The organism is Burkholderia seminalis DSM 23518, from assembly GCF_902832885.1.
GTDB classification, from domain to species: domain Bacteria; phylum Pseudomonadota; class Gammaproteobacteria; order Burkholderiales; family Burkholderiaceae; genus Burkholderia; species Burkholderia seminalis.
Window position 1 is genome coordinate 312,474 of sequence record NZ_CADFDK010000001.1, and the last position, 20,129, is coordinate 332,602.

Consider the following 20,129-nt stretch of genomic DNA (forward strand, 5'->3'; position numbering starts at 1 on the left):
CTATAATCGGCCGGTGCCGTTGCGCACATCAGCAGCCCGATCGGGCAGGGGAGCGGAAGGTGAGGATCACGACGGATATCGGGCAGGATCTCGACGCGCTGCGCGACGTACCGGCCGCCATCGTGCTCGACGAATTCGCGTGGCCGCCGTTGCCGTCCCGGCGCGCCGATTTCGACGGCGTCACGCGCGGCGACGCGGCACAGCGCGAACTCGGCCTCATGCTGCTCGACCTGTACGCCGTGGCCGCGCAATCCGGCATCGGCGAATTCGAATGTCGGTTTTTTTCGCTGCTGCAGGCGCTCATTCCGTTCGACGCCGCGTGGACCGGCGTCGCGACCCACGCGCCGACCGGCCCCGTGATGCACAACAGCTTCCTGTACCGTTTGCCGCACGCGTTCTTCATCGACTGGAAGCGCGTGCGCGATTGCGATCCGCTCGCGCACCGCACGCTGCACGGCGCGCCTGGTCGCGCGGTGCGGCTCACGGTCGTCGAGCCCGGGCTCGATGCACGGTTTCGCGACTGGTGCGTGAAGTACGGGCTCGCGCAGCTGATGTGCGTATCCACGCTCGATCGCCGTTTCGGCCTGACGACGTTCATGTCGATTTACCGGCAGGGGCTCAATCGTCCGTTCGGCGACGACGATGCGCGTCGCTTCGAGGAGGTGATTCCGCATCTCGCGGCCGCGCTGACGATCAATCGCGCCGCGCAGCTCACGCGCGAGCGCGCCGAGACGGCGGCGCCGGCGGCGCGCGCGCTGTGCGACAGCTTCGGGGTGCTCCACCATGCCGATCACGGTTTCGACGACGTACTGCGCACCGAGTGGCCGGCCTGGGCCGGCGCGCGCGTGCCGGAGCCGCTCGTCGCGCACCTGCGGCGCCAGTCGGGCCAGCCTTTCGTCGGCGACGCGCTGCGCATCCAGTGCGTGCCCGTCGCGGGGCTGTTCCAGATCGAAGCGCGGCCGCGCTCGCTGCTCGACCGGCTGAGCCCGCGCGAGCTCGCGGCGATCCGCTATTACGGCGCCGGGCGGTCGCACAAGGAGGTCGCGCAACAGATGGCCATTTCGCCGACCACCGTGCGCCACTACCTGCGCTGCGCGTACCGCAAGCTCGGCATGCACGACAAGAGCCAGATCGCGGGCGTGCTGGGCGCCACGGGCGGCGTGGCCGACGACGCGCCCCTCGATGCCGGCGGCGTGCCGCGCTGACGCGAACGAGCGCGAGCGGGGGCGTGGCCCATTCCCGTGTAAATGGTTGTGCCCACAACTATTGAGCGTTATGCTCGTCAGCTCCCAGGAGACGGAATTCCATCATGAACGACACGAATTCAGGGTCGGTGCGCGCGGCGGTGGTCGGTGTCGGTGCGATCGGCGGATTGCTCGCGGCCGCGCTGTCGCGGGCCGGCATGACCGTGAGCGCATACGCGCGCGGCGCGACGCTCGATGCGCTGAACACGCACGGCGTGCGCGTGATCGACGAAGGCGGCGATACCGCGTCGGTGCCGGTGCGGGCGAGCGACGATGCGCATGCGCTCGGCGTGCAGGACTACGTGGTGATCGCGCTGAAGGCGCAGGCGCTGCCGGCGCTGGCTGCGCGCATTGCGCCGCTGGTCGGGCCCGACACCGTGATCGTCGCGGCGATGAACGGGTTGCCGTGGTGGTTCACGCACGGGCTCGCGGGCTCGCTCGACGGCGTGCCGCTCGATGCGGTCGACCCGGCCGGCGCGGTGTCCGCCGCGTTGCCGCCCGCGCAGGCGATCGGCTGCGTCGTGCATCTGTCGTCGAGTACCGACGCGCCGGGCGTCGTGCGCCGCGGGCGCGGCAACCGGCTGATCGTCGGCGCGCCGGATCAGCGGCTCGCCGCGGCCACGGCGCGGTTTGCCGCGGCGCTTGCGGCGGGCGGTTTCGACGTCGAGTCGACGCCCGCGATCCGGGCCGAGATCTGGACGAAGCTGTGGGGCAACATGAACATGAATCCGCTGAGTGCGCTGACCGGGTCGACGGCCGAGCAGTTGCTCGACGATCCGTTCACGCAGGCACTCGCGCTGCGGATGATGGAGGAGGCGGCCGCGATCGGCGCGAAGCTCGGCCTGTCCACGGGGATGAGCGGGCCCGATCGGATCGCGGTCACGCGCAAGCTCGGCGCGTTCAAGACGTCGATGCTGCAGGATGTCGAGGCAGGACGGTCGCTCGAGATCGGGCCGATCCTCGGCGTATTCCCGGAGCTCGGCCGCAAGCTTGGCGTGCCGACCCCGTACTGCGACGCGGTGCTCGGACTGTTGCGCCAGCGCGCGGCGAACAGCGGGCTCTAGCGCGTGCCGGGCGCCGCCAGGCGCCGCCGCACGGCAGCGGCGAAGCGCGGGACGTTCGCCGCGCCCGCCGCATGACGCAAAGCGGGCCACCCGCGTTGCCGGTCAAGCAACGTGGGCGGCCCGTCGAATTCGTCGGATCAATAGGGCTGGCGCGGCGCTCCTGATTCGGCTCAGTCGTCCCGCTCGGTGGCGTGCGCGACGACCTTGTCGAGCAGCCGTTCGAACGTCTGGCGTTCGCCGTCGGACAGGCAGGCCAGCAGGCCGTCGTTCCACTTGCGCACGATCGGCATGATCTTGCGGTGCAGCGCGCGGCCGTCGGCGGTCAGCGCGATCAGCACGATCCGGCCATCCTCCTCGCTCGCGCTGCGCTCGAGCAGGCCCTGGCGCAACAGCGCCTCGGCTGCGCGGCTTGCCTGGCTCTTGTCGAGATTGGTGTGACGCGCGAGATCCATGATCGAGAACGGACCGAACGCACCGACGGCGGCGATCACGCGCGCCTCGGGCAGCGAGATGTCGAGCTTGTGCCGGTACACCTCGCCGATCCCGCGGTCGGAGCGCTTCGTGAGCGCATGGAGGCGATAGGTCAGAAACTGATCGAGCCCGGCTTGACGGCCTTTCATGTCGAATCCTGAAGAAAAAGGGCGGGCCCGATTGTTCCTGTATCGCACGCTCGGGTCAACGGTCAGTGTGCACCGTATTTCAGGCGCGTCAATTGTTCCGCTTCGTTCGCGAGCAGATTGGCCGCGTCGCGGATCGCGACGTCGAGCGTGATCGGCCCGGGAGCCGGCGAGAAGCAGCCGGAAAAATGCTCGGACAGGCGCGGCAGCGCGGCCGGATCGACCGCGCCCGACAGCAGCGACGCGGGCACGCCGGCGGCCCGCGCGTGACGACACGCGATGAACGGCGCCTTGCCGTGCAGCGTCTGCACGTCGGAGCGGCCTTCGCCGGTGATCAGCCAGTCGGCGCCGGCGAGCGCGGCGTCGAGTCCGACCTGGCGCGCGACGACTTCGGCGCCCGCTTCGAACCGCGCGCCGAGCATGTGCAGCGCGAAACCGAGGCCGCCCGCGGCGCCCGCGCCCGGCAGGTCGCGGCCGCGGCGGTCGAGCGCGGTTTCGAGCAGGTCGGCGAAGCGGGCGAGCGCGGCGTCGAGGGTCGCAACCTGCTCGGGCGTCACGCCCTTTTGCGGGCCGAACACGGCGGTCGCGCCGTGCGCGCCCGTCAGCGGGTTGTCGACGTCGGACATGCCGACGAATTCCGTGTCCTTCAGGCGCGGGTCGAGTGCCGACGCGTCGATGCGCGCGATATCCGCGAGCCGCGACGGCACGGGCTCGACCGGCTGGCCGCCGGCGTCGAAGCACTGCAGGCCGAGGCCGGCGAGCAGGCCGGCGCCCGCGTCGTTGGTGCTGCTGCCGCCGAGCGCGACGAAGAAGCGGCGCACGCCGTCGTCGAGCAGCGCGCGGATCGCCTCGCCCATTCCGCGCGTGCTGCGCGCGTCGACCGGCACGCTCATGCCGACCGCGTCGGTAATGCCGACGATCTCGGCCGTCTCGACGATCGCCGTGCGCGCGTCGATCACGCCGACCGCCGCGTCGCGTGCCGCGAGCGACGCGCCGGCCACCCGCAGCGTGCGCCGCGTGCCGCCGCCCGCCAGCATCGCGTCGAGCGTGCCTTCGCCGCCGTCGGCCATCGGGCAGCAGCGCACGACCGCGTCGGGCCGCGCGCGGCGGATGCCGGTGGCGATCGCGTCCGCGACCTGTTCGGCGGAAAGCGAACCTTTGAACGAATCGGGCGCGATGACGACGACAGGCGCGGACGGGTGTTGCGGCATGGTGTCTCCGGAAGGCGTGATTGGTGTGAAGAATGGCGGGACCGTCATGGCGGGTCACGCTCCATCGGAGCTTACAGGATGGCGGGGCTGGGGAGGATACGGCGTTCGGCATAGCCGCGATCCGCTCGCATTGCGGTGCGAGGGGCTGTCTGCCCGGCGGGGATGCAGGTGCGACGTGCTGATCTGGCGGTACGAGGAAAATTGTTTGCTAGAATAGTCGATTCTTCCGGCCAAAGCCGTGCTCCGAGCCGCTTGCGCTAGCCATCCGGCGCGTGCAGGGATGGCGTGGCGCTCCGGCGCGGCGAGCGCGTGCGACGCACCGCGGCCGCAGGCAGGCACGGCAAGGAAAACCCGATTCGCTCGAATAATTTTAGGACGATTGAAGCCATGGCTAACGTTGTTGAGAACCTCGGCAAGCTTGAACGCCGCGTGACGATTTCCCTGCCGAAAGACACGGTGCAGAAGGAAATCGACGCCCGTATCCAGAAACTCGCGAAGAACGTGCGCATGCCGGGTTTCCGCCCGGGCAAGGTGCCGCTGAAGATGGTCGCGCAACAGTACGCGGGTCAGGTCGAGGCGGAAGTGCTGAGCGACAAGATCGGCCAGGAATTCTTCACGATCAGCCGCGCGGAAAACCTGCGCGTCGCCGGCCAGCCGAGCTTCGAGCCGAAGCAGGAACAGGCCGAGGACGCATACGCGTTCGACGCGACGTTCGAGGTCTACCCGGAAGTGAAGATCGGCGATCTGGCGACGGCTGAAGTCGAGCGCTCGACGACGTCGATCGGCGACGCCGAAATCGACCGCACGCTGGACATCCTGCGCAAGCAGCGCGTGCACTTCCACGCCCGCGGCGAAGCCGGCGAGCACGGCGACGGCGGCGCGGACACCGCAGCGAAGAACGGCGACCGCGTGACGGTCGACTTCGTCGGCAAGATCGACGACGTCGCGTTCCAGGGCGGCACGGCCGAAGATTTCCCGTTCGTGCTCGGCGAAGGCCGGATGCTGCCGGAATTCGAAACGGCGGCGCTGGGCCTGAAGGTCGGCGAACAACGCACGTTCGACCTGAAGTTCCCTGAGGATTACCACGGCAAGGACGTCGCCGGCAAAACGGCACAGTTCACGGTCACGATGAAGAAGATCGAGTGGCCGCACCTGCCGGAAATCGACGCCGAATTCGCGAAGTCGCTCGGCATCGAAGACGGCGACCTCACGAAGATGCGCGCCGAGATCAAGGAAAACCTCGAGCGCGAAGCGAAGCGCCGCACGCAGTCGATCGTCAAGAACCAGGTGATGGACGCGCTGCTGAAGATCTCCGAACTCGAGGTGCCGAAGGCGCTGATCGAGCAGGACCAGCAACGCCTCGTCGAAATGGCTCGCCAGGATCTGGCGCAGCGCGGCGTGCCGAACGCGAAGGACGCGCCGATCCCGGCGGAAATGTTCGCCGAGCAGGCCGAGCGTCGCGTGAAGCTGGGCCTCGTGCTGGCCGAACTCGTGAAGGCAAACGGCCTGGAAGCGAAGCCGGAACAGATCCGCGCGGAAGTCGACGAGTTCGCGAAGAGCTACGAAGACCCGAAGGAAGTGGTCCGCTGGTATTATTCCAACCAGCAGCGCCTCGCCGAGATGGAAGCGTTCGTCGTTGAAAGCAACGTCGTCGATTTCGTGCTGGGCAAGGCGAAGGTGACGGACAAGGAAGTGAGCTTCGAGGCACTCGCGAGCGCATCGGCGCAAGCGTAAGTGCTGCTCTAGCGGCGTGCCGGCTGTCGGAGCGACGGCCCGCACGCCGTTTTTACGTCAAGCGCACGGTTGCCATTAATATGGCGATTGAGCGGGCGGCTTCCTTCCGTTCAATTTTCCATTCGAACAAGGTTCATTGAATGATCACTCGCGCTGAATTGCTGGACATGCTTGCTTCGAACGCGCCGCAGGGTTTCGAGGCGCAAGCGCTGGGGCTGGTGCCGATCGTCGTCGAAACGAGCGGCCGCGGCGAGCGTTCGTACGATATCTACTCGCGTCTCCTGAAGGAGCGCCTGGTGTTCATGGTCGGCGAAGTGAACGACCAGACCGCCAATCTCGTGGTCGCGCAATTGCTGTTCCTCGAGAGCGAGAACCCCGACAAGGACATCAGCCTCTACATCAACAGCCCGGGCGGGTCGGTGTCGGCCGGCATGGCGATCTACGACACGATGCAGTTCATCAAGCCGGACGTGTCGACGCTGTGCATGGGGCTCGCGGCCAGCATGGGCGCGTTCCTGCTCGCGTCGGGCGCGAAGGGCAAGCGCTTCGCGCTGCCGAACTCGCGCGTGATGATTCACCAGCCGCTCGGCGGCGCGCGCGGCCAGGCGTCCGACATCGAGATCCAGGCCCGCGAAATCCTCTACCTGAAGGAGCGGCTGAACCAGCTGCTCGCGCAACACACGGGTCAGGACGTCGAGCGCCTCGCGCGCGACACCGACCGTGATAACTTCATGTCGAGCGAAGACGCGAAGGCGTACGGGCTGATCGATCAGGTGCTGCTGAAGCGCCCGTGACCTTAAGTGGGGTGCCGCCCCGATTCGCGCGGCGCCCCGGCGATGTTCCGCACGCGCCGAGCATCTGCGGCAAGCGCATCCGGCCGGCTCCGGTCGCGCCCTAGGCGCGGCGTCCGGAGCATTCGGCGTATCATGTCATTTACCTGTCCGGAGGCTCTACATTCATGGCGGACAAAAAAGGTTCGAACAGCGAGAAGCTGTTGTATTGCTCGTTTTGCGGGAAGAGCCAGCATGAGGTGAAAAAACTCATCGCGGGCCCGTCGGTGTTCATCTGCGATGAATGTATCGACCTCTGCAACGAGATCATTCGCGACGAGGCGGCTGCCGCCGGCGTCGAGGCCAGCCTGTCGCGGTCGGATCTGCCGAGCCCGCAGGAAATTCGCGACATCCTCGATCAGTACGTGATCGGCCAGGAGCGCGCGAAGAAGATCCTCGCCGTGGCCGTGTACAACCACTACAAGCGCCTGAAGCACCTCGACAAGAAGGACGACGTCGAGCTGTCGAAGAGCAACATCCTGCTGATCGGCCCGACGGGCTCCGGCAAGACACTGCTCGCGCAGACGCTCGCGCGGTTGCTGAACGTGCCGTTCGTGATTGCCGACGCGACGACGCTCACCGAAGCCGGCTACGTCGGCGAGGACGTCGAGAACATCATCCAGAAGCTGTTGCAGAACTGCAACTACGAGGTCGACAAGGCCCAGCGCGGGATCGTCTACATCGACGAAATCGACAAGATCAGCCGCAAGTCGGACAACCCGTCGATCACGCGCGACGTGTCGGGCGAGGGCGTCCAGCAGGCGCTGCTGAAGCTCGTCGAGGGCACGATGGCGTCGGTGCCGCCGCAGGGCGGCCGCAAGCACCCGAACCAGGATTTCATCCAGGTCGACACGACCAACATCCTGTTCATCTGCGGCGGCGCGTTCGACGGTCTCGAAAAGGTGATCACCGATCGCACCGAGAAAACCGGCATCGGCTTCGGCGCGACGGTCAAGAGCAAGCAGGAACGCGACGCGGGCGAGGTGCTGCGCGAAACGGAACCGGAAGACCTGATCAAATTCGGTCTGATCCCCGAATTGATCGGCCGCCTGCCGGTGGTCGCGACGCTCGGCAAGCTCGATGAAGCCGCGCTGATGAAGATCCTGGTCGAGCCGAAGAATGCGCTCGTCAAGCAGTATCACAAGCTGTTCGCGATGGAGCGCGTCGAGCTGGAAATCCGGCCGGGCGCGCTGCAGGCAGTCGCCCGCAAGGCGATCCGCCGCAAGACCGGCGCGCGCGGTTTGCGTTCGATCATCGAACAGGCGTTGCTCGACGTGATGTACGAGCTGCCGACGATGAAAGGGGTCAGCAAGGTCATCATCGACGAGAACGTCATCGATGGCGACGGCAAGCCCTTGCTGATCTACGAGGACACGCCGAAGGTGGCGGGTTCGAACTGACCGGCTTGCCGACGATGTTCAGCGAAAAAGGCCGTTCATGAGACCGTGGGCGGCTTTTTTTCGTTTATCTTGTGGGTAACTCTGACTCGACACGCGGTGGTTACTTTCTTACCGAATATTTCCCGCACTTGAAGGCTTGCAATTCGTTGTGGCGGCCTCAATTACCGAACAATTGATTCCACTCATGGGGAAATGAAATGTCAGGCACCCAACTTCTTCCGCCGGAACGCATCACGCTCCCGCTGCTGCCGCTGCGGGATGTCGTCGTTTTCCCGCACATGGTGATTCCGCTCTTCGTGGGCCGGCCGAAATCGATCAAGGCCCTCGAAGCAGCGATGGAAGGCGGCAAGCACATCATGCTCGTCGCCCAGAAAACCGCGGCCAAGGACGAACCGACCGAAAAGGACATGTACGAGGTCGGTTGTATCGCCAACATCCTGCAGATGCTGAAGCTGCCGGACGGCACCGTGAAGGTGCTCGTCGAGGGCCTGCAGCGCGCGAAGGCGTTGTCGATCGAAGAACAGGAGACGCAGTTCTCCTGCGACGTGATGCCGCTCGAGCCCGATCACGCGGACAGCGCTGAAACGGAAGCGCTGCGTCGCGCGATCGTGTCGCAGTTCGACCAGTACGTGAAGCTGAACAAGAAGATCCCGCCGGAGATCCTCACGTCGCTGTCGGGTATCGACGAAGCAGGCCGCCTCGCGGACATGATCGCCGAGCGCCTGCCGCTGAAGCTCGACCAGAAGCAGCACATCCTCGAGATGTTCCCGGTCATCGAGCGCCTCGAGCACCTGCTCGCGCAACTCGAAGCCGAGATCGACATCCTGCAGGTCGAAAAGCGCATCCGCGGGCGCGTGAAGCGCCAGATGGAAAAGAGCCAGCGCGAGTACTACCTGAACGAGCAGGTCAAGGCGATCCAGAAGGAACTCGGCGAAGGCGAGGAAGGGGCGGATCTCGAGGAACTCGAGAAGCGCATCAACGCCGCGCGCATGCCGAAGGAAGCGAAGAAAAAGGCCGATGCCGAGCTGAAGAAGCTGAAGCTGATGTCGCCGATGTCGGCGGAAGCGACCGTCGTGCGCAACTACATCGACACGCTGATCGGCTTGCCGTGGCGCAAGAAGAGCAAGGTCAACAACGACCTGTCGAACGCCGAGCAGGTGCTCGACGAGGATCACTTCGGCCTCGAGAAGGTGAAGGAACGGATCCTCGAGTACCTCGCGGTGCAACAGCGCGTCGACAAGGTCAAGGCGCCGATCCTGTGCCTCGTCGGGCCTCCGGGTGTCGGCAAGACCTCGCTCGGCCAGTCGATCGCCCGTGCGACGAACCGCAAGTTCGTCCGGATGGCGCTCGGCGGCGTGCGTGACGAGGCCGAGATCCGCGGTCACCGCCGGACGTACATCGGTTCGATGCCGGGCAAGATCCTGCAAAGCCTCGCGAAGGTCGGCGTGCGCAATCCGCTCTTCCTGCTCGACGAAGTCGACAAGATGGGCATGGATTTCCGCGGCGATCCGTCGTCGGCGCTGCTCGAAGTGCTCGATCCCGAACAGAACCACACGTTCGCCGACCACTACATCGAAGTCGACTTCGACCTGTCGGACGTGATGTTCGTCGCGACGTCGAACTCGCTGAACATCCCGCCGCCGCTGCTCGACCGGATGGAAGTGATTCGTCTGTCGGGCTACACGGAAGACGAGAAGGTCAGCATCGCCCAGCGTTACCTGCTGCCGAAGCAGAAGAAGAACAACGGGCTGAAGGACGGCGAGATCGAGGTCACCGAGCAGGCGATCCGCGACATCATCCGCTACTACACGCGTGAAGCCGGTGTGCGTTCGCTCGAGCGGGAAGTGTCGAAGATCTGCCGCAAGGTCGTGAAGATGCTGTTGCTGAAGAAGGCATCGGGCGCGATCAAGGTCGACGGCGAGAACCTCGACACGTTCCTCGGCGTGCGCAAGTACGACTTCGGCCTCGCGGCGAAGGAAAACCAGGTCGGCCAGGTTACCGGCCTCGCGTGGACGGAAGTCGGCGGCGATCTGCTGACGATCGAAGCCGCGGTGATGCCGGGCAAGGGCAACGTGATCCGCACGGGTTCGCTCGGCGACGTGATGAAGGAGTCGGTCGAGGCTGCGCGTTCGGTCGTGCGCTCGCGTTCGCGGCGTCTGGGCATCAAGGACGAAGCGTTCGAGAAGCAGGACATTCACATTCACGTGCCGGAAGGCGCGACGCCGAAGGACGGTCCGTCCGCAGGCGGTGCGATGACGACCGCGCTGGTGTCGGTGCTGACGGGTATCCCCGTGCGTGCCGATGTCGCGATGACGGGCGAAATCACGTTGCGTGGCGAAGTGCTGCCGATCGGCGGGCTGAAGGAAAAGCTGCTGGCCGCGCATCGCGGCGGCATCAAGCTCGTGCTGATTCCGGAAGAGAACGTGAAGGATCTCGCGGACATTCCGGACAACGTGAAGAACGCGATCGAGATCGTGCCGGTCCGCTGGATCGACAAGGTGCTGGAACTCGCGCTCGAGCGTTCGCCGACGCCGCTGCCGCCGGAAGAAGAAGCGAAGGCGGCAGCACCGGTCGGCGAGGCGGCGAAGGATGCCGGCTCGACGGAAGTCGTCAAGCACTGAGACCCTGAGCGCCGTCGTTGCTGACGGTGGCTCACGAAACCCGCGGCGTGTCCGCGGGTTTTTTTTATGCGCATCGAAAACGCATGCGTCGGCGCTTAAAAAAATTAGCGTTCGGGCTTGGCAAAATGATCGGGGATGAATTAAACTTGCGGGCTCGCTGATTGTTGATGCGGAAACGCAGATCGCAGTCAGAACGAATCGGAAACGGGTGCTTAGCTCAGCTGGTAGAGCGGCGCCCTTACAAGGCGTAGGTCGGGGGTTCGAACCCCTCAGCACCCACCAGTTTCCCGATTCAGCCAGACCAAGGAGCGGTAGTTCAGTCGGTTAGAATACCGGCCTGTCACGCCGGGGGTCGCGGGTTCGAGTCCCGTCCGCTCCGCCAAACAAACAACAATGCCCGCCTCGTGCGGGCATTGTTGTTTGTGCGTTCGATTCGTGTGCGTGCATGACTGCGGGGATGATCGCCGGCGAGGCTCGGCCTTGCGATGCCCGGCGAGCGGAGTGGCAGCAAACAATACGACAGGAAACGCCGGCACGCGGCCGCCGGAACGAAAAACCCGCGACGGCTCGAACGCGATCGCGGGTTTTTCATGGTTCTCGGCGCAGAGGTGCCGGTTTTCCGGCTCGCGCGGGGAGGCCTTACTGAACGCGTATCACCGGCGGCAGCTTGTAGGTTCCGTTCAGGAGCGGGGTGTCCGGCAGGTAGGTGCGCAGCGTCAGATTGAACGCGCCAGCGGGAGCCGGCAGCCAGTTGCTGGCGGGTACGCCCGCGGGTCGCACATGGCTGATGGTGAGCACGAGCGAGCCGTCGCTCGCGAACTGAAAGTTCGACGCCGGATAGGACAGCGCATAGATTCGATCGGGATTCGGATAAAAGAATGCTTGCGCCTGGTTCGTGCCGCCGTACAGCGTCAATGACCAGAAGGCGCGCGCCGGAGGAAGCTGTCCCGCCGGGAAGGTCATCTGATAGACGCCGTTGCCGTCGTAATTCGCCCCCGACGCGTTCGCCGCTCCCGTACTCGTGTAGTAAATCGCTTCGCTGCCGGGCAGCGCACCGAGGCCGTTCAGCGCAACGCGCGCCCGTAGCGTGTATTGGGTTCCATAGTTGCCGACATCGGCCGGACCGCCTGTCCAGCCATTCGCGTCGGTACTCGTCTGGGCGGCGGCTTGCTGCGTCCCGCCGCCCGTCAGACTCGCCAGCGCCTGTGCCGCGCCTGCGTCGATCGATGCCGCGTCGGCAGACGACGGGTTGAAGGTCTGCGTCGGGCCTATGCCTATCACGTCGAGCGCGTTCGTCAGCACGGCCGTATCCTGCGGCGTCGGCGGACTCTTTTTCAAGAGCCGGTTCACGTACTGAAAATACGATGGCCAGTTGGCATAACCGGGCGGCTTTTGCGTGTCCACGCTGTCCCACGCCGCGACACCGGTTCCGGCGGGTCGCGACACGACCAGTTGATTCTGGACGGCCCACGCCGCGGGATAATCGTTCGCATCGCTCACGTAAGTCCGCGCCAATGCCCACACCGCGTTGGTCGACGAGCGGAGCACGGTGATGCCTGCCGGGGCGGTTCCCTGCCAGTTCGGCCCCACGACCCAAAAGACTTTCGCGACGCCGTTGTCGGCGCTCGTGCCGCGAATCGCGAAGTTGTTCGTATAGGCGTCCATCAGCGCGAGCGAGAAGTAGCGGGTGCCGCTGGCGGGCGTGTCGATCTGAACAGGGCCCGCGTCCAGTTGAAGCATGGCGATGGAATACAGCGTGTCGTGATTGGGCTTCGTCACCGAGGTGGACGAAGCATCGGACAGCTGGCGATTGTGCAGAAACGTATTCGGCGCGAGGCCCTGAGCGATGTAGCTCTGTCGCGTTGCGTAGAACTGGTACAGCGGGAGCGTGAACAGCGTGGCGCTGTTCGCGGCATTTTCCGTCGCGGCGGGCGAAGCGCCCGAGCTGTCGACGCTGTCCCCGTTGCAGCCGGCCAGCAGGCCGACGGAGGCAGCGAATGCGACGAGGCGCGCGTGGTGAAGAAAACTCATCGAATGGTGCGGTATGGTCGAATGGTCGAATGGGCCGCACCCTTTCATCGTTCCGTCGATGAGCGTGGCACGGGCTGCACGGCGCGGAAAGCGTATCCGGCTTGCGATGCGGCACGAACGATCTATTTTCGATATGCAAAGTCCGACGACTCGTTAGGGCGGTATCGGCCGATCGGCGTCGTGCGGTCGATCCTTGTCGTTTTTCCGGCCGTCGCATTGCTCGCGGCCAAAGACCCGGACGCGCATGCCAGGCTTGTGTCGTGTGCCCCGGTGTCCGGCGTCTTCCATTGACTGGCTCGATTCGCGGCCCCGGCCCTGCCTTGCGGTCGTCGGTGCCGATGGCGGCTGCGCCGCATCAGGCAAGCCCGCTCGGCGAACGAATGATCGTGTGCCGCGAGCCCGGGCCGCCGCGATGGGAGGGCGACAATTGGGCGAGTGGCTGTCGGAGCTTCGCGAGGAGGGGGCCGGTGATGGCGTGCGCCCCGTGCCGAAAGGCGGGTATTTTTGCTCGTACTTCCGATGGTGCCTGCCGCGGGCGTCGCCGCTTTTCTCCCGTCCCACCCCGTATGTTGTAATATCGGGCGTTTTGTCCAATTTTCCCGTCACGCATGCTCGATTTCTTCCGTAATCACCAGCGCCTGATGATGGCGCTCCTGCTCCTGATCGTGTTGCCGGGGCTGGGTTTCGTCGGGATCCAAGGCTTCCGCGGCTTCTTCGACGATAGTGCGAACGTCGCGGCAGTCAACGGGCACAAGATCACGCGGGTCGAATTCGACGGCGCGTTCCGCCAGCAGATCGACCAGGCGCGCCAGGCACTCGGCGGGCAGTTCGACATCAAGATGTTCGATACGCCCGAGCATCGCAAGCAGGTGCTCGACGGCCTGATCCAGCAACGCGTGCTGGCCGACGAGACGCAACGTCTGCACCTGACCGCATCGGACAATGCCGTGCGCGACGCACTGATGAGCGACCCGATGATCGCGTCGCTGAAGAAGCCCGACGGCTCGATCGACGTCGAGCGCTATGCGCAGCTGCTGTCGTTCCAGGGGATGACGCCCGAGCAGTATCAGGAGCGCGTGCGCTACAGCCTCGCGCTGCAGCAGATTCCGGCCAGCATCGTGTCGAGCGCGTTCACGCCGAAGAGCCTCGCGCAACGCCTGTCCGAACTCGCCGCGCAGCAGCGCGAAGTGCAGGCGCTCGTGCTGAAGACGAGCGACTTCGCCGCGAAGGTCCAGCCGACCGACGCGCAGCTCACCGCGTACTATGACGCGCACAAGCAGAGCTTCGCGACGCCGGAGACCGCGACGATCCAGTACCTCGTCTATTCGCCGGCCGCGGCCGCCGCGAGCGCGCAGCCGACCGACGCGGACATCAAGAAGTTCTACGACGACAACCCGACGCATTTCCGCACCGAAGCGCAGGTGCGCGTGAGCCACATCTTCATCGCCGCACCGGGCAGCGCGAGCGCGGCCGACAAGGCAGCGGCCAAGGCGAAGGCCGAGCAACTGCTCGCCGACGTGAAGGCACATCCGGACCAGTTCGCGCAGATCGCGCAGAAGAACTCGCAGGACGCGCCGTCGGCGGCGAAGGGCGGCGACCTCGGCTTCATCACGCGCGGCTCGACGGCCGGCGGCAAGGCGTTCGACGATGCCGCGTTCGCGCTCAAGCAGGGTGACGTGAGCGGTGTCGTGCAGTCGGATCTCGGCTTCCACATCCTGAAGGCGACCGAAGTGAAGCCGGCGGCCGTGAAGCCGTTCGCGGACGTGAAGGACCAGATCGCGGCCGACCTGAAGCAGCAGTACGCGTCGAAGGCGTTCACGGACAACGCGGAAGGCTTCACGTCGACCGTCTACGAAAAGGCGAAAACTTTGCAGCCGGCCGCGGACAAGTACAAGCTGACGATCCAGACGGCCACCGTCACGCCGACGCCGAATCCGCAGCTGCCGCCGACGAGCCCGCTGAACAATCCGAAGTTCCTGGCTGCCGTGTTCGCGAACGACTCGGTGAAGAACCGGAACAACACGCAGGCGATCGACGTCGGCAACAACACGCTGATCTCGGCGCGCGTGACCGACTACAAGCCGGCGGCCGTGCCCGCGCTCGACGCGATCAAGGACGTCGTGCGTCAGAAGGTCGTCGCCGAGCAGGCTGCGGAACTCGCGAAGAAGGATGGCGCGGCGAAGCTCGCCGAACTGCAGAAGTCGAAATCGGCCGACGGGTTCTCGGCTGCGCAGAAGGTGTCGCGCACGCAGTCGCAAGGCCTGACGCCGGCTGCGCTGAGCGCCGTCTACAAGGTCGATGCGAAGACGCTGCCGGCCTACGTCGGGGTCGATCTCGGCGCGGATGGCTATGCGATCTACCGCGTGAACGCGGTGATCCCCGGTTCGGCGGTCGATCCTCAGCAACTGGCGGCCGCGCAGCAGCAGATGGCGCAAGTCGATGCACAGAGCGAAGGCGAGGCCTATCTGAGCGCGCTGCGCGATCGCTCGAAGGTCAAGCTGTACGGTTCGCCGTCCAGCCAGAAGCAGGACGGCGACGACTGAGCATCGTTTCGCACGCAACAAAAAGCCCCGCTTCGAGCGGGGCTTTTCGTTTTCCGGCCGGGCGGCGGCGTCAGCCGCGCGGCTTGCCTAGCAGCGGCTTCAGCGCCGGCCACACGTTGTCGAGCAGCACGCCCTGGGCCTGCTGCGACGGATGCATCTGATCGGCCTGGAACATCTCGGGCTTGTTCTCGATACCGGCCAGCAGGAACGGCACGAGCGGCACGCCGAGATCCTTCGACAGTCGCGTATAGACGGCGTGGAACTTCTGCGTGTAGTCGGGGCCGTAGTTGGGTGGCACGTACATGCCGACCAGGACGACGCGGGCCTGTGCGCGTCGCGCGTCGGCGATGATGTCGCGCAGGTTCTGCTCGGTCGTCGCGAGCGGCACGCCGCGCAGCGCATCGTTCGAACCGAGTTCGACCACGACGATCGACGGCTTGAGCCGCTGCAGCACCGCGGGCAGCCGCGCACGGCCGCCGCTCGTGGTGTCGCCGCTGACGCTGGCGTTCGCGACGCTATAATCGATTCGCTCGGTCGTGAGCCGCTGCCGCAGCAAGGCCACCCAGCCGGTGTCGCGCGGCAGCCCGTATTCGGCCGACAGGCTGTCGCCGAGCACGGCGATCACGGGCTGGCCCGATGTCGGCGTCGTCGCGGCGTGTGCCGGTAGCGTGGTGGCAAACAGGGTGCCCAGCAGCGCGGTGAGCGCCGTGCGTCTTTTCCAGCGAAATGTCGTGTTCATGTTCAAGATTACCGATCCGATCATCGAAGTCCATGACGTATGCAAGCGGGTCGCCGATGCGACGGGCGAGCTGACGATCCTCGACGGCATCACGCTTGCGGTGCAGCCGGGCAGCAGCCTCGCGATCGTCGGCGCGTCCGGGTCGGGCAAATCGACGCTGCTCGGCCTGCTTGCGGGATTGGACAGCGCGACGAGCGGCACGGTTCGCCTGCTCGGCCGCGTGCTCGACCAGCTCGACGAGGACGAGCGCGCCGCGCTGCGCAACGGCGCGGTCGGGTTCGTGTTCCAGTCGTTCCAGCTGATGCCGCACCTGACGGCGCTCGAGAACGTGATGCTGCCGCTCGAGCTGCGGGGCGGCATCAGCGCGCGCGAGGCAGCCGACCGGGCCCGCGCGCTGCTCGTGCAGGTCGGGCTCGGCGAACGCACCGCGCATTACCCGAAGCTGTTGTCGGGCGGCGAGCAGCAACGCGTCGCACTCGCGCGCGCGTTCGTCACGCGCCCGGCGGTCCTGTTCGCCGACGAGCCGACCGGCAGTCTCGACGCGGCGACGGGCCATGCGGTCATCGACCTGATGTTCGAACTGAACCGCACGCACGGCGCCACGCTCGTGCTCGTCACGCACGATGCCGAACTCGCGCGCCGCTGCGAGACGACCGTGACGCTCGACACCGGCCGCATCGTCACACCGCATACGGCATAGCGCCACGCGTGAATCGTTCTGCCGGCCGCGCAGGGTGGGCCGCGCGGCCGCCACGGGCATGATGCCGTCGCGTCAGCGCTTCAGCGCCGCGCGGGCGCGCTCGATCAGCGCCGTGGTCGACGAGTCGTGCTTCGCCGGATCGACCGACTCGGCCGACAGGTCGGCCTCGACCACCTTGCCGAGAATCTTGCCGAGCTCGACGCCCCACTGGTCGAACGGATTGATGTCCCACACCGTTGCCTGCACGAGCACCTTGTGTTCGTAAAGCGCGATCAGCGCGCCGAGCGTGCGCGGCGTCAGCGCATCGACGAGCAGCGTCGTGGTCGGGCGGTTGCCGGGGAACGTCAGGTGCGGCGCGAGCGCCTCCTTGCCGGGCCCGGCGATCTTGCGCGCTTCGTCGAGCGTGCGGCCGAGCATCAGTGCCTCGCTCTGCGCGAAGCAGTTCGCGAGCAGCTTCGGATGATGGCTCGCGAGCGGATGCTCGGGCGTCAGCACCGCGATGAAGTCGATCGGCACGATCGTCGGCCCCTGGTGCAGCATCTGGAAGAACGCGTGCTGGCCGTTGGTGCCCGGCTCGCCCCACGTGACGGCCGACGTCGGGTAATCGACGAAGGTGCCGTCCAGGCGCGCGGATTTGCCGTTGCTTTCCATTTCGAGCTGCTGCAGGTACGACGGCAGGTAGTGCAGCGCTTCCGAGTACGGCGCGACGAGATAACTCTGCGAACCGAAGAAATTCCGGTACCAGATGCCGATCAGGCCGAGCAGCACCGGCAGGTTGCGTTCCAGCGGCGCTTCGCGGAAATGGCGGTCCATGTCGTTCGCGCCGGCCAGCAGTTCGTCGAACTGCTCGGGGCCGATCGCGATCATGATCGACAGGCCGACCGCCGACCACAGCGAATAGCGGCCGCCGACCCAGTCCCACATTTCGAACACGTTGTCCGCGGCGATGCCGAACTTCACGACTTCGGCCGGGTTCGCCGACACGCCGACGAAGTGCTTCGACAGCGCGTCCTCGGGGCAGCCGCGCGCGACGAACCAGTCGCGCAGCGAGCGGGCGTTCGTCATCGTCTCGAGCGTCGTGAAGGTCTTCGACACGATGATCGCGAGCGTTTCCTCGGGATCGACCTGTTCGAGCACGCGCGCGAGATCGGCGCCGTCGACGTTCGACACGAAGTGGGTCGAGATTTCCGGCGTCGCGACGTGGTGCAGCGCATGCACGACCATCTTCGGGCCGAGATCGGAACCGCCGATGCCGATGTTGATCACGTGACGGATGCGCTTGCCCGTGTAGCCCGTCCAGGTGCCGCTGCGCACGGCACGCGCAAAGGTTGCCATCTTCGCGCGCTCGGCGCTCACCTGCGCGTGGAACGGCGCTTGCGGGTCGGTCGCGCGCAGCGCGGTATGCAGCGCGGCGCGGCCTTCGGTCGGGTTGACGATCTCGCCCGCGAACATCGCGTCGCGGCGCGCTTCGACACCTGCGTCGCGTGCGAGCTGCACGAGCAGGCGCAGGGTTTCGTCGTCGATGCGGTTCTTCGAGAAATCGGCCGCGAGACCGCCGCCCGGAATCGTGAAGCGTTCGGCGCGGGTCGGCGCACGGTCGTTTTCCGGCGCGAACCAGTCGCGCAACCGGGCGTGACGGATCTGTTCGAAGTGGGATTGAAGGGCAGTCCAGGCGGGGAGCGAATTCAGCGTCATGGCGGTTCGAGTGAAGCGTGAATCGGGAGGAATGCCGCGCCGGCTCATCGGGATCGGAAGGCCGGCGGACGAGAGGGCCCGCCGTGCGGCGGGGCAGTCAGTATAGCGGCGTTACGTGTCGGCGCGCGGCGACGGATAAAAAAGGCGATTGATCAGCGTGCGGACCATCGGCGCGAGTTCGCCTGCGGCGAGCCCGGCCGGGCCGATGCCGTTCGCGGTCAGCGTGTCGGCGGCGAGCCCGTGCAGGTAGACGCCCGCGAGCGCCGCTTCGTACGGCGCGACGCGCTGCGCGAGCAGCGCGCCGATCAGGCCGCCGAGCACGTCGCCGGTGCCGCCCGTGGCGAGCGCCGCGTTGCCGGTCGGGTTGATCGTCACGCGGCCGTCGGGTGCCGCAATCACCGTGCCCGAGCCTTTCAGCACGACGATCGCCGCATAACGCGTGGCAAGCGCCTGCGCGGCCGCGACGCGGTCCCGCTGCACGGCGGCCGTGTCGCCGCCGAGCAGCCGCGCGGCTTCGAGCGGATGCGGCGTCAGCACGCACGGATGGCCGTGCGCGCCGCGTGCGGCGACGGCGGCCGCGAGATCCGCGTGCGTCGCGACGAGGTTCAGCGCGTCGGCATCGAGCAGCGTCGCGGCGGCGTGCGCGAGCACATCGCGCACGAGGGTCGCCGCGGCCTCGCGCATACCGAGCCCGCAGCCGGCGGCGAGCGCGGTCATCGCATCGAGATCGAGGCCGTCGGCCGGGTGCAGCATCAGTTCGGGGAACGGCGGGTCGTACGGCGGCGCGCCGGCGCCAAGGAAGCCGACGTGCACCTTGCCGGCGCCGGCGAACAGCGCGGCGCGCGCGGCCAGGATCGGCGCGCCGCACATGCCGGTATCGCCGCCGAGCACCGCCAGGCTGCCGTACGTACCCTTGTGGGACGAATACGCGCGCGCGGGCAGCGCCGCCACGAACCGCGCGGGCGCATTCAGCACGATGGCCGGCGCGGCGGGCGGCGCGACGTCGAGCGATGCGATGTCGATCGCGCCGGCGAGGTCGCGGCCGTCGCCCGTGTAGAGGCCCGGTTTCGCGCCGATGAAGGTGAGCGTGTGGGTGGCCGCGACGGCGACACCCGCGCCGACGATCCGGCCGGTATCGCTGTCGAGCCCGCTCGGCACGTCGAGGGCGAGCACCCGGCCGCCGTTGCGCGCATGCGCGGCGATCCGCGCGGCCTGCTCGGCGAATGCGCCGTCGAGCGCGCGGCCGAGACCGATGCCGAACAGCCCGTCGACGACCCACGCGTATTCGTCCAGCGAGGCGGGCGGTGTGGCCGACAGCGGCACGCCGGCCGTGCGGGCGAGGCCGAGCGCCCATTGCGCGTCGTCCGGCTTGACCGGTACCGGCATCCACGCCTGCGTCGCGACACCGAGCTGCTGGAGGTGCGCGGCGGCCACCAGCGCGTCGCCGCCGTTGTTGCCGGGGCCGACCGCGAACCAGACGGGGCGGTCGTCGCCGGCGACGCGCTCGGACAGCCAGTGCGCGGCGGCGGCGCCCGCGCGGCCCATCAGCGTGTGCGGCGGCAGCGCCGCGGCGGCGTCGGCTTCGGCCGCGCGCAGGTCGGCGACGCGCAGCAGCGCGATCGGGTCGGAATCGGGAAGCGGGCGGGTAACGGTCATCGCGGGATCGTGGCGGCTGGCAAGGATGCCGCCACGGGACGAGC

General features: G+C 66.9%; 15 protein-coding genes and 2 tRNA genes. 11 read left to right on the forward strand and 6 right to left on the reverse strand.

Annotation, left to right across the window (positions count from 1 at the left end; translation table 11 throughout):
* The first annotated feature begins 59 nt into the window (after positions 1 to 59).
* Both HWX00_RS01460 and HWX00_RS01465 read left to right on the forward strand, forming a co-directional pair.
* Entirely contained in the window at positions 60 to 1,205 is a 1,146-nt protein-coding gene (locus HWX00_RS01460) for a helix-turn-helix transcriptional regulator (protein WP_049029568.1), read from the forward strand.
* Positions 1,206 to 1,309: 104 nt separating this feature from the next.
* Positions 1,310 to 2,308, forward strand: coding sequence for a 2-dehydropantoate 2-reductase (locus HWX00_RS01465; protein ID WP_175027192.1), 999 nt, complete (start codon positions 1,310 to 1,312; stop codon positions 2,306 to 2,308).
* Between the two features lie 170 nt (positions 2,309 to 2,478).
* On the opposite strand, the gene HWX00_RS01470 is transcribed toward HWX00_RS01465, so the two are convergent.
* Both HWX00_RS01470 and HWX00_RS01475 read right to left on the reverse strand, forming a co-directional pair.
* Entirely contained in the window at positions 2,479 to 2,928 is a 450-nt protein-coding gene (locus HWX00_RS01470) for a MarR family winged helix-turn-helix transcriptional regulator (protein WP_034188770.1), read from the reverse strand.
* 62 nt (positions 2,929 to 2,990) lie between these two features.
* A complete protein-coding gene (locus HWX00_RS01475) occupies positions 2,991 to 4,136 on the reverse strand; it encodes a glycerate kinase (RefSeq protein ID WP_059561752.1) in 1,146 nt (381 codons plus the stop codon).
* Positions 4,137 to 4,523: 387 nt separating this feature from the next.
* Here HWX00_RS01475 and tig point away from each other — a divergent pair, with 387 nt between their 5' ends.
* The 6 genes from tig to HWX00_RS01505 all read left to right on the forward strand — a co-directional run bounded on the left by tig (position 4,524) and on the right by HWX00_RS01505 (position 11,103).
* Complete coding sequence (gene tig, locus HWX00_RS01480) at positions 4,524 to 5,870, forward strand: trigger factor (RefSeq protein WP_034188768.1); 1,347 nt, start codon at positions 4,524 to 4,526, stop codon at positions 5,868 to 5,870.
* A gap of 140 nt (positions 5,871 to 6,010) precedes the next feature.
* Positions 6,011 to 6,664: an ATP-dependent Clp endopeptidase proteolytic subunit ClpP gene (gene clpP / locus HWX00_RS01485; protein WP_175027193.1), complete on the forward strand. Its 654-nt coding sequence runs from the start codon at positions 6,011 to 6,013 to the stop codon at positions 6,662 to 6,664.
* 164 nt (positions 6,665 to 6,828) lie between these two features.
* The gene (gene clpX / locus HWX00_RS01490; protein ID WP_006489345.1) at positions 6,829 to 8,100 is read left to right on the forward strand and encodes an ATP-dependent Clp protease ATP-binding subunit ClpX; all 1,272 of its coding nucleotides are present in this window, start codon (positions 6,829 to 6,831) and stop codon (positions 8,098 to 8,100) included.
* A gap of 197 nt (positions 8,101 to 8,297) precedes the next feature.
* Positions 8,298 to 10,721, forward strand: coding sequence for an endopeptidase La (lon, locus tag HWX00_RS01495; protein ID WP_012328699.1), 2,424 nt, complete (start codon positions 8,298 to 8,300; stop codon positions 10,719 to 10,721).
* A gap of 206 nt (positions 10,722 to 10,927) precedes the next feature.
* A tRNA-Val gene (locus HWX00_RS01500) sits at positions 10,928 to 11,003 on the forward strand.
* 23 nt (positions 11,004 to 11,026) lie between these two features.
* Positions 11,027 to 11,103: transfer RNA gene (locus HWX00_RS01505), tRNA-Asp, on the forward strand.
* A 257-nt stretch (positions 11,104 to 11,360) separates the two neighbouring features.
* Here the strand turns inward: HWX00_RS01505 and HWX00_RS01510 are convergent.
* Positions 11,361 to 12,752 (reverse strand): DUF1254 domain-containing protein, encoded by a 1,392-nt coding sequence (locus HWX00_RS01510; protein WP_175027194.1) that lies wholly within the window; start codon positions 12,750 to 12,752, stop codon positions 11,361 to 11,363.
* Here HWX00_RS01510 and HWX00_RS01515 point away from each other — a divergent pair.
* Positions 12,735 to 13,043: a hypothetical protein gene (locus HWX00_RS01515; RefSeq protein ID WP_175027195.1), complete on the forward strand. Its 309-nt coding sequence runs from the start codon at positions 12,735 to 12,737 to the stop codon at positions 13,041 to 13,043. The genes HWX00_RS01510 and HWX00_RS01515 overlap by 18 nt on opposite strands.
* Before the next feature lie 317 nt (positions 13,044 to 13,360).
* Entirely contained in the window at positions 13,361 to 15,295 is a 1,935-nt protein-coding gene (locus HWX00_RS01520) for a SurA N-terminal domain-containing protein (RefSeq protein WP_034188767.1), read from the forward strand.
* A 70-nt stretch (positions 15,296 to 15,365) separates the two neighbouring features.
* On the opposite strand, the gene HWX00_RS01525 is transcribed toward HWX00_RS01520, so the two are convergent.
* Positions 15,366 to 16,034 carry an arylesterase gene (locus HWX00_RS01525; protein ID WP_034188766.1) on the reverse strand — a complete coding sequence of 223 codons (669 nt, stop codon included), beginning with the start codon at positions 16,032 to 16,034 and terminating at the stop codon, positions 15,366 to 15,368.
* Here HWX00_RS01525 and HWX00_RS01530 point away from each other — a divergent pair.
* On the forward strand, positions 16,033 to 16,734 hold the full coding sequence (locus HWX00_RS01530; RefSeq protein ID WP_034188765.1) for an ABC transporter ATP-binding protein: 702 nt from the start codon (positions 16,033 to 16,035) through the stop codon (positions 16,732 to 16,734). The genes HWX00_RS01525 and HWX00_RS01530 overlap by 2 nt on opposite strands.
* Positions 16,735 to 16,806: 72 nt before the next feature.
* On the opposite strand, the gene pgi is transcribed toward HWX00_RS01530, so the two are convergent.
* Positions 16,807 to 18,429: a glucose-6-phosphate isomerase gene (gene pgi / locus HWX00_RS01535; protein ID WP_059561747.1), complete on the reverse strand. Its 1,623-nt coding sequence runs from the start codon at positions 18,427 to 18,429 to the stop codon at positions 16,807 to 16,809.
* Positions 18,430 to 18,540: 111 nt separating this feature from the next.
* The gene (locus HWX00_RS01540; RefSeq protein WP_175027196.1) at positions 18,541 to 20,085 is read right to left on the reverse strand and encodes an NAD(P)H-hydrate dehydratase; all 1,545 of its coding nucleotides are present in this window, start codon (positions 20,083 to 20,085) and stop codon (positions 18,541 to 18,543) included.
* Positions 20,086 to 20,129 lie beyond the last annotated feature (44 nt).

Excerpts from the sequence above, each read along its gene's own strand:
- HWX00_RS01465 (WP_175027192.1), top strand. The coding sequence starts at position 1,310 with ATGAACGACACGAATTCAGGGTCGGTGCGCGCGGCGGTGGTCGGTGTC.
- HWX00_RS01470 (WP_034188770.1), bottom strand. The coding sequence starts at position 2,928 with ATGAAAGGCCGTCAAGCCGGGCTCGATCAGTTTCTGACCTATCGCCTC.
- HWX00_RS01475 (WP_059561752.1), bottom strand. The coding sequence starts at position 4,136 with ATGCCGCAACACCCGTCCGCGCCTGTCGTCGTCATCGCGCCCGATTCG.
- tig (WP_034188768.1), top strand. The coding sequence starts at position 4,524 with ATGGCTAACGTTGTTGAGAACCTCGGCAAGCTTGAACGCCGCGTGACG.
- clpP (WP_175027193.1), top strand. The coding sequence starts at position 6,011 with ATGATCACTCGCGCTGAATTGCTGGACATGCTTGCTTCGAACGCGCCG.
- clpX (WP_006489345.1), top strand. The coding sequence starts at position 6,829 with ATGGCGGACAAAAAAGGTTCGAACAGCGAGAAGCTGTTGTATTGCTCG.
- lon (WP_012328699.1), top strand. The coding sequence starts at position 8,298 with ATGTCAGGCACCCAACTTCTTCCGCCGGAACGCATCACGCTCCCGCTG.
- HWX00_RS01510 (WP_175027194.1), bottom strand. The coding sequence starts at position 12,752 with ATGAGTTTTCTTCACCACGCGCGCCTCGTCGCATTCGCTGCCTCCGTC.
- HWX00_RS01520 (WP_034188767.1), top strand. The coding sequence starts at position 13,361 with ATGCTCGATTTCTTCCGTAATCACCAGCGCCTGATGATGGCGCTCCTG.
- HWX00_RS01530 (WP_034188765.1), top strand. The coding sequence starts at position 16,033 with ATGTTCAAGATTACCGATCCGATCATCGAAGTCCATGACGTATGCAAG.
- HWX00_RS01525 (WP_034188766.1), bottom strand. The coding sequence starts at position 16,034 with ATGAACACGACATTTCGCTGGAAAAGACGCACGGCGCTCACCGCGCTG.
- pgi (WP_059561747.1), bottom strand. The coding sequence starts at position 18,429 with ATGACGCTGAATTCGCTCCCCGCCTGGACTGCCCTTCAATCCCACTTC.
- HWX00_RS01540 (WP_175027196.1), bottom strand. The coding sequence starts at position 20,085 with ATGACCGTTACCCGCCCGCTTCCCGATTCCGACCCGATCGCGCTGCTG.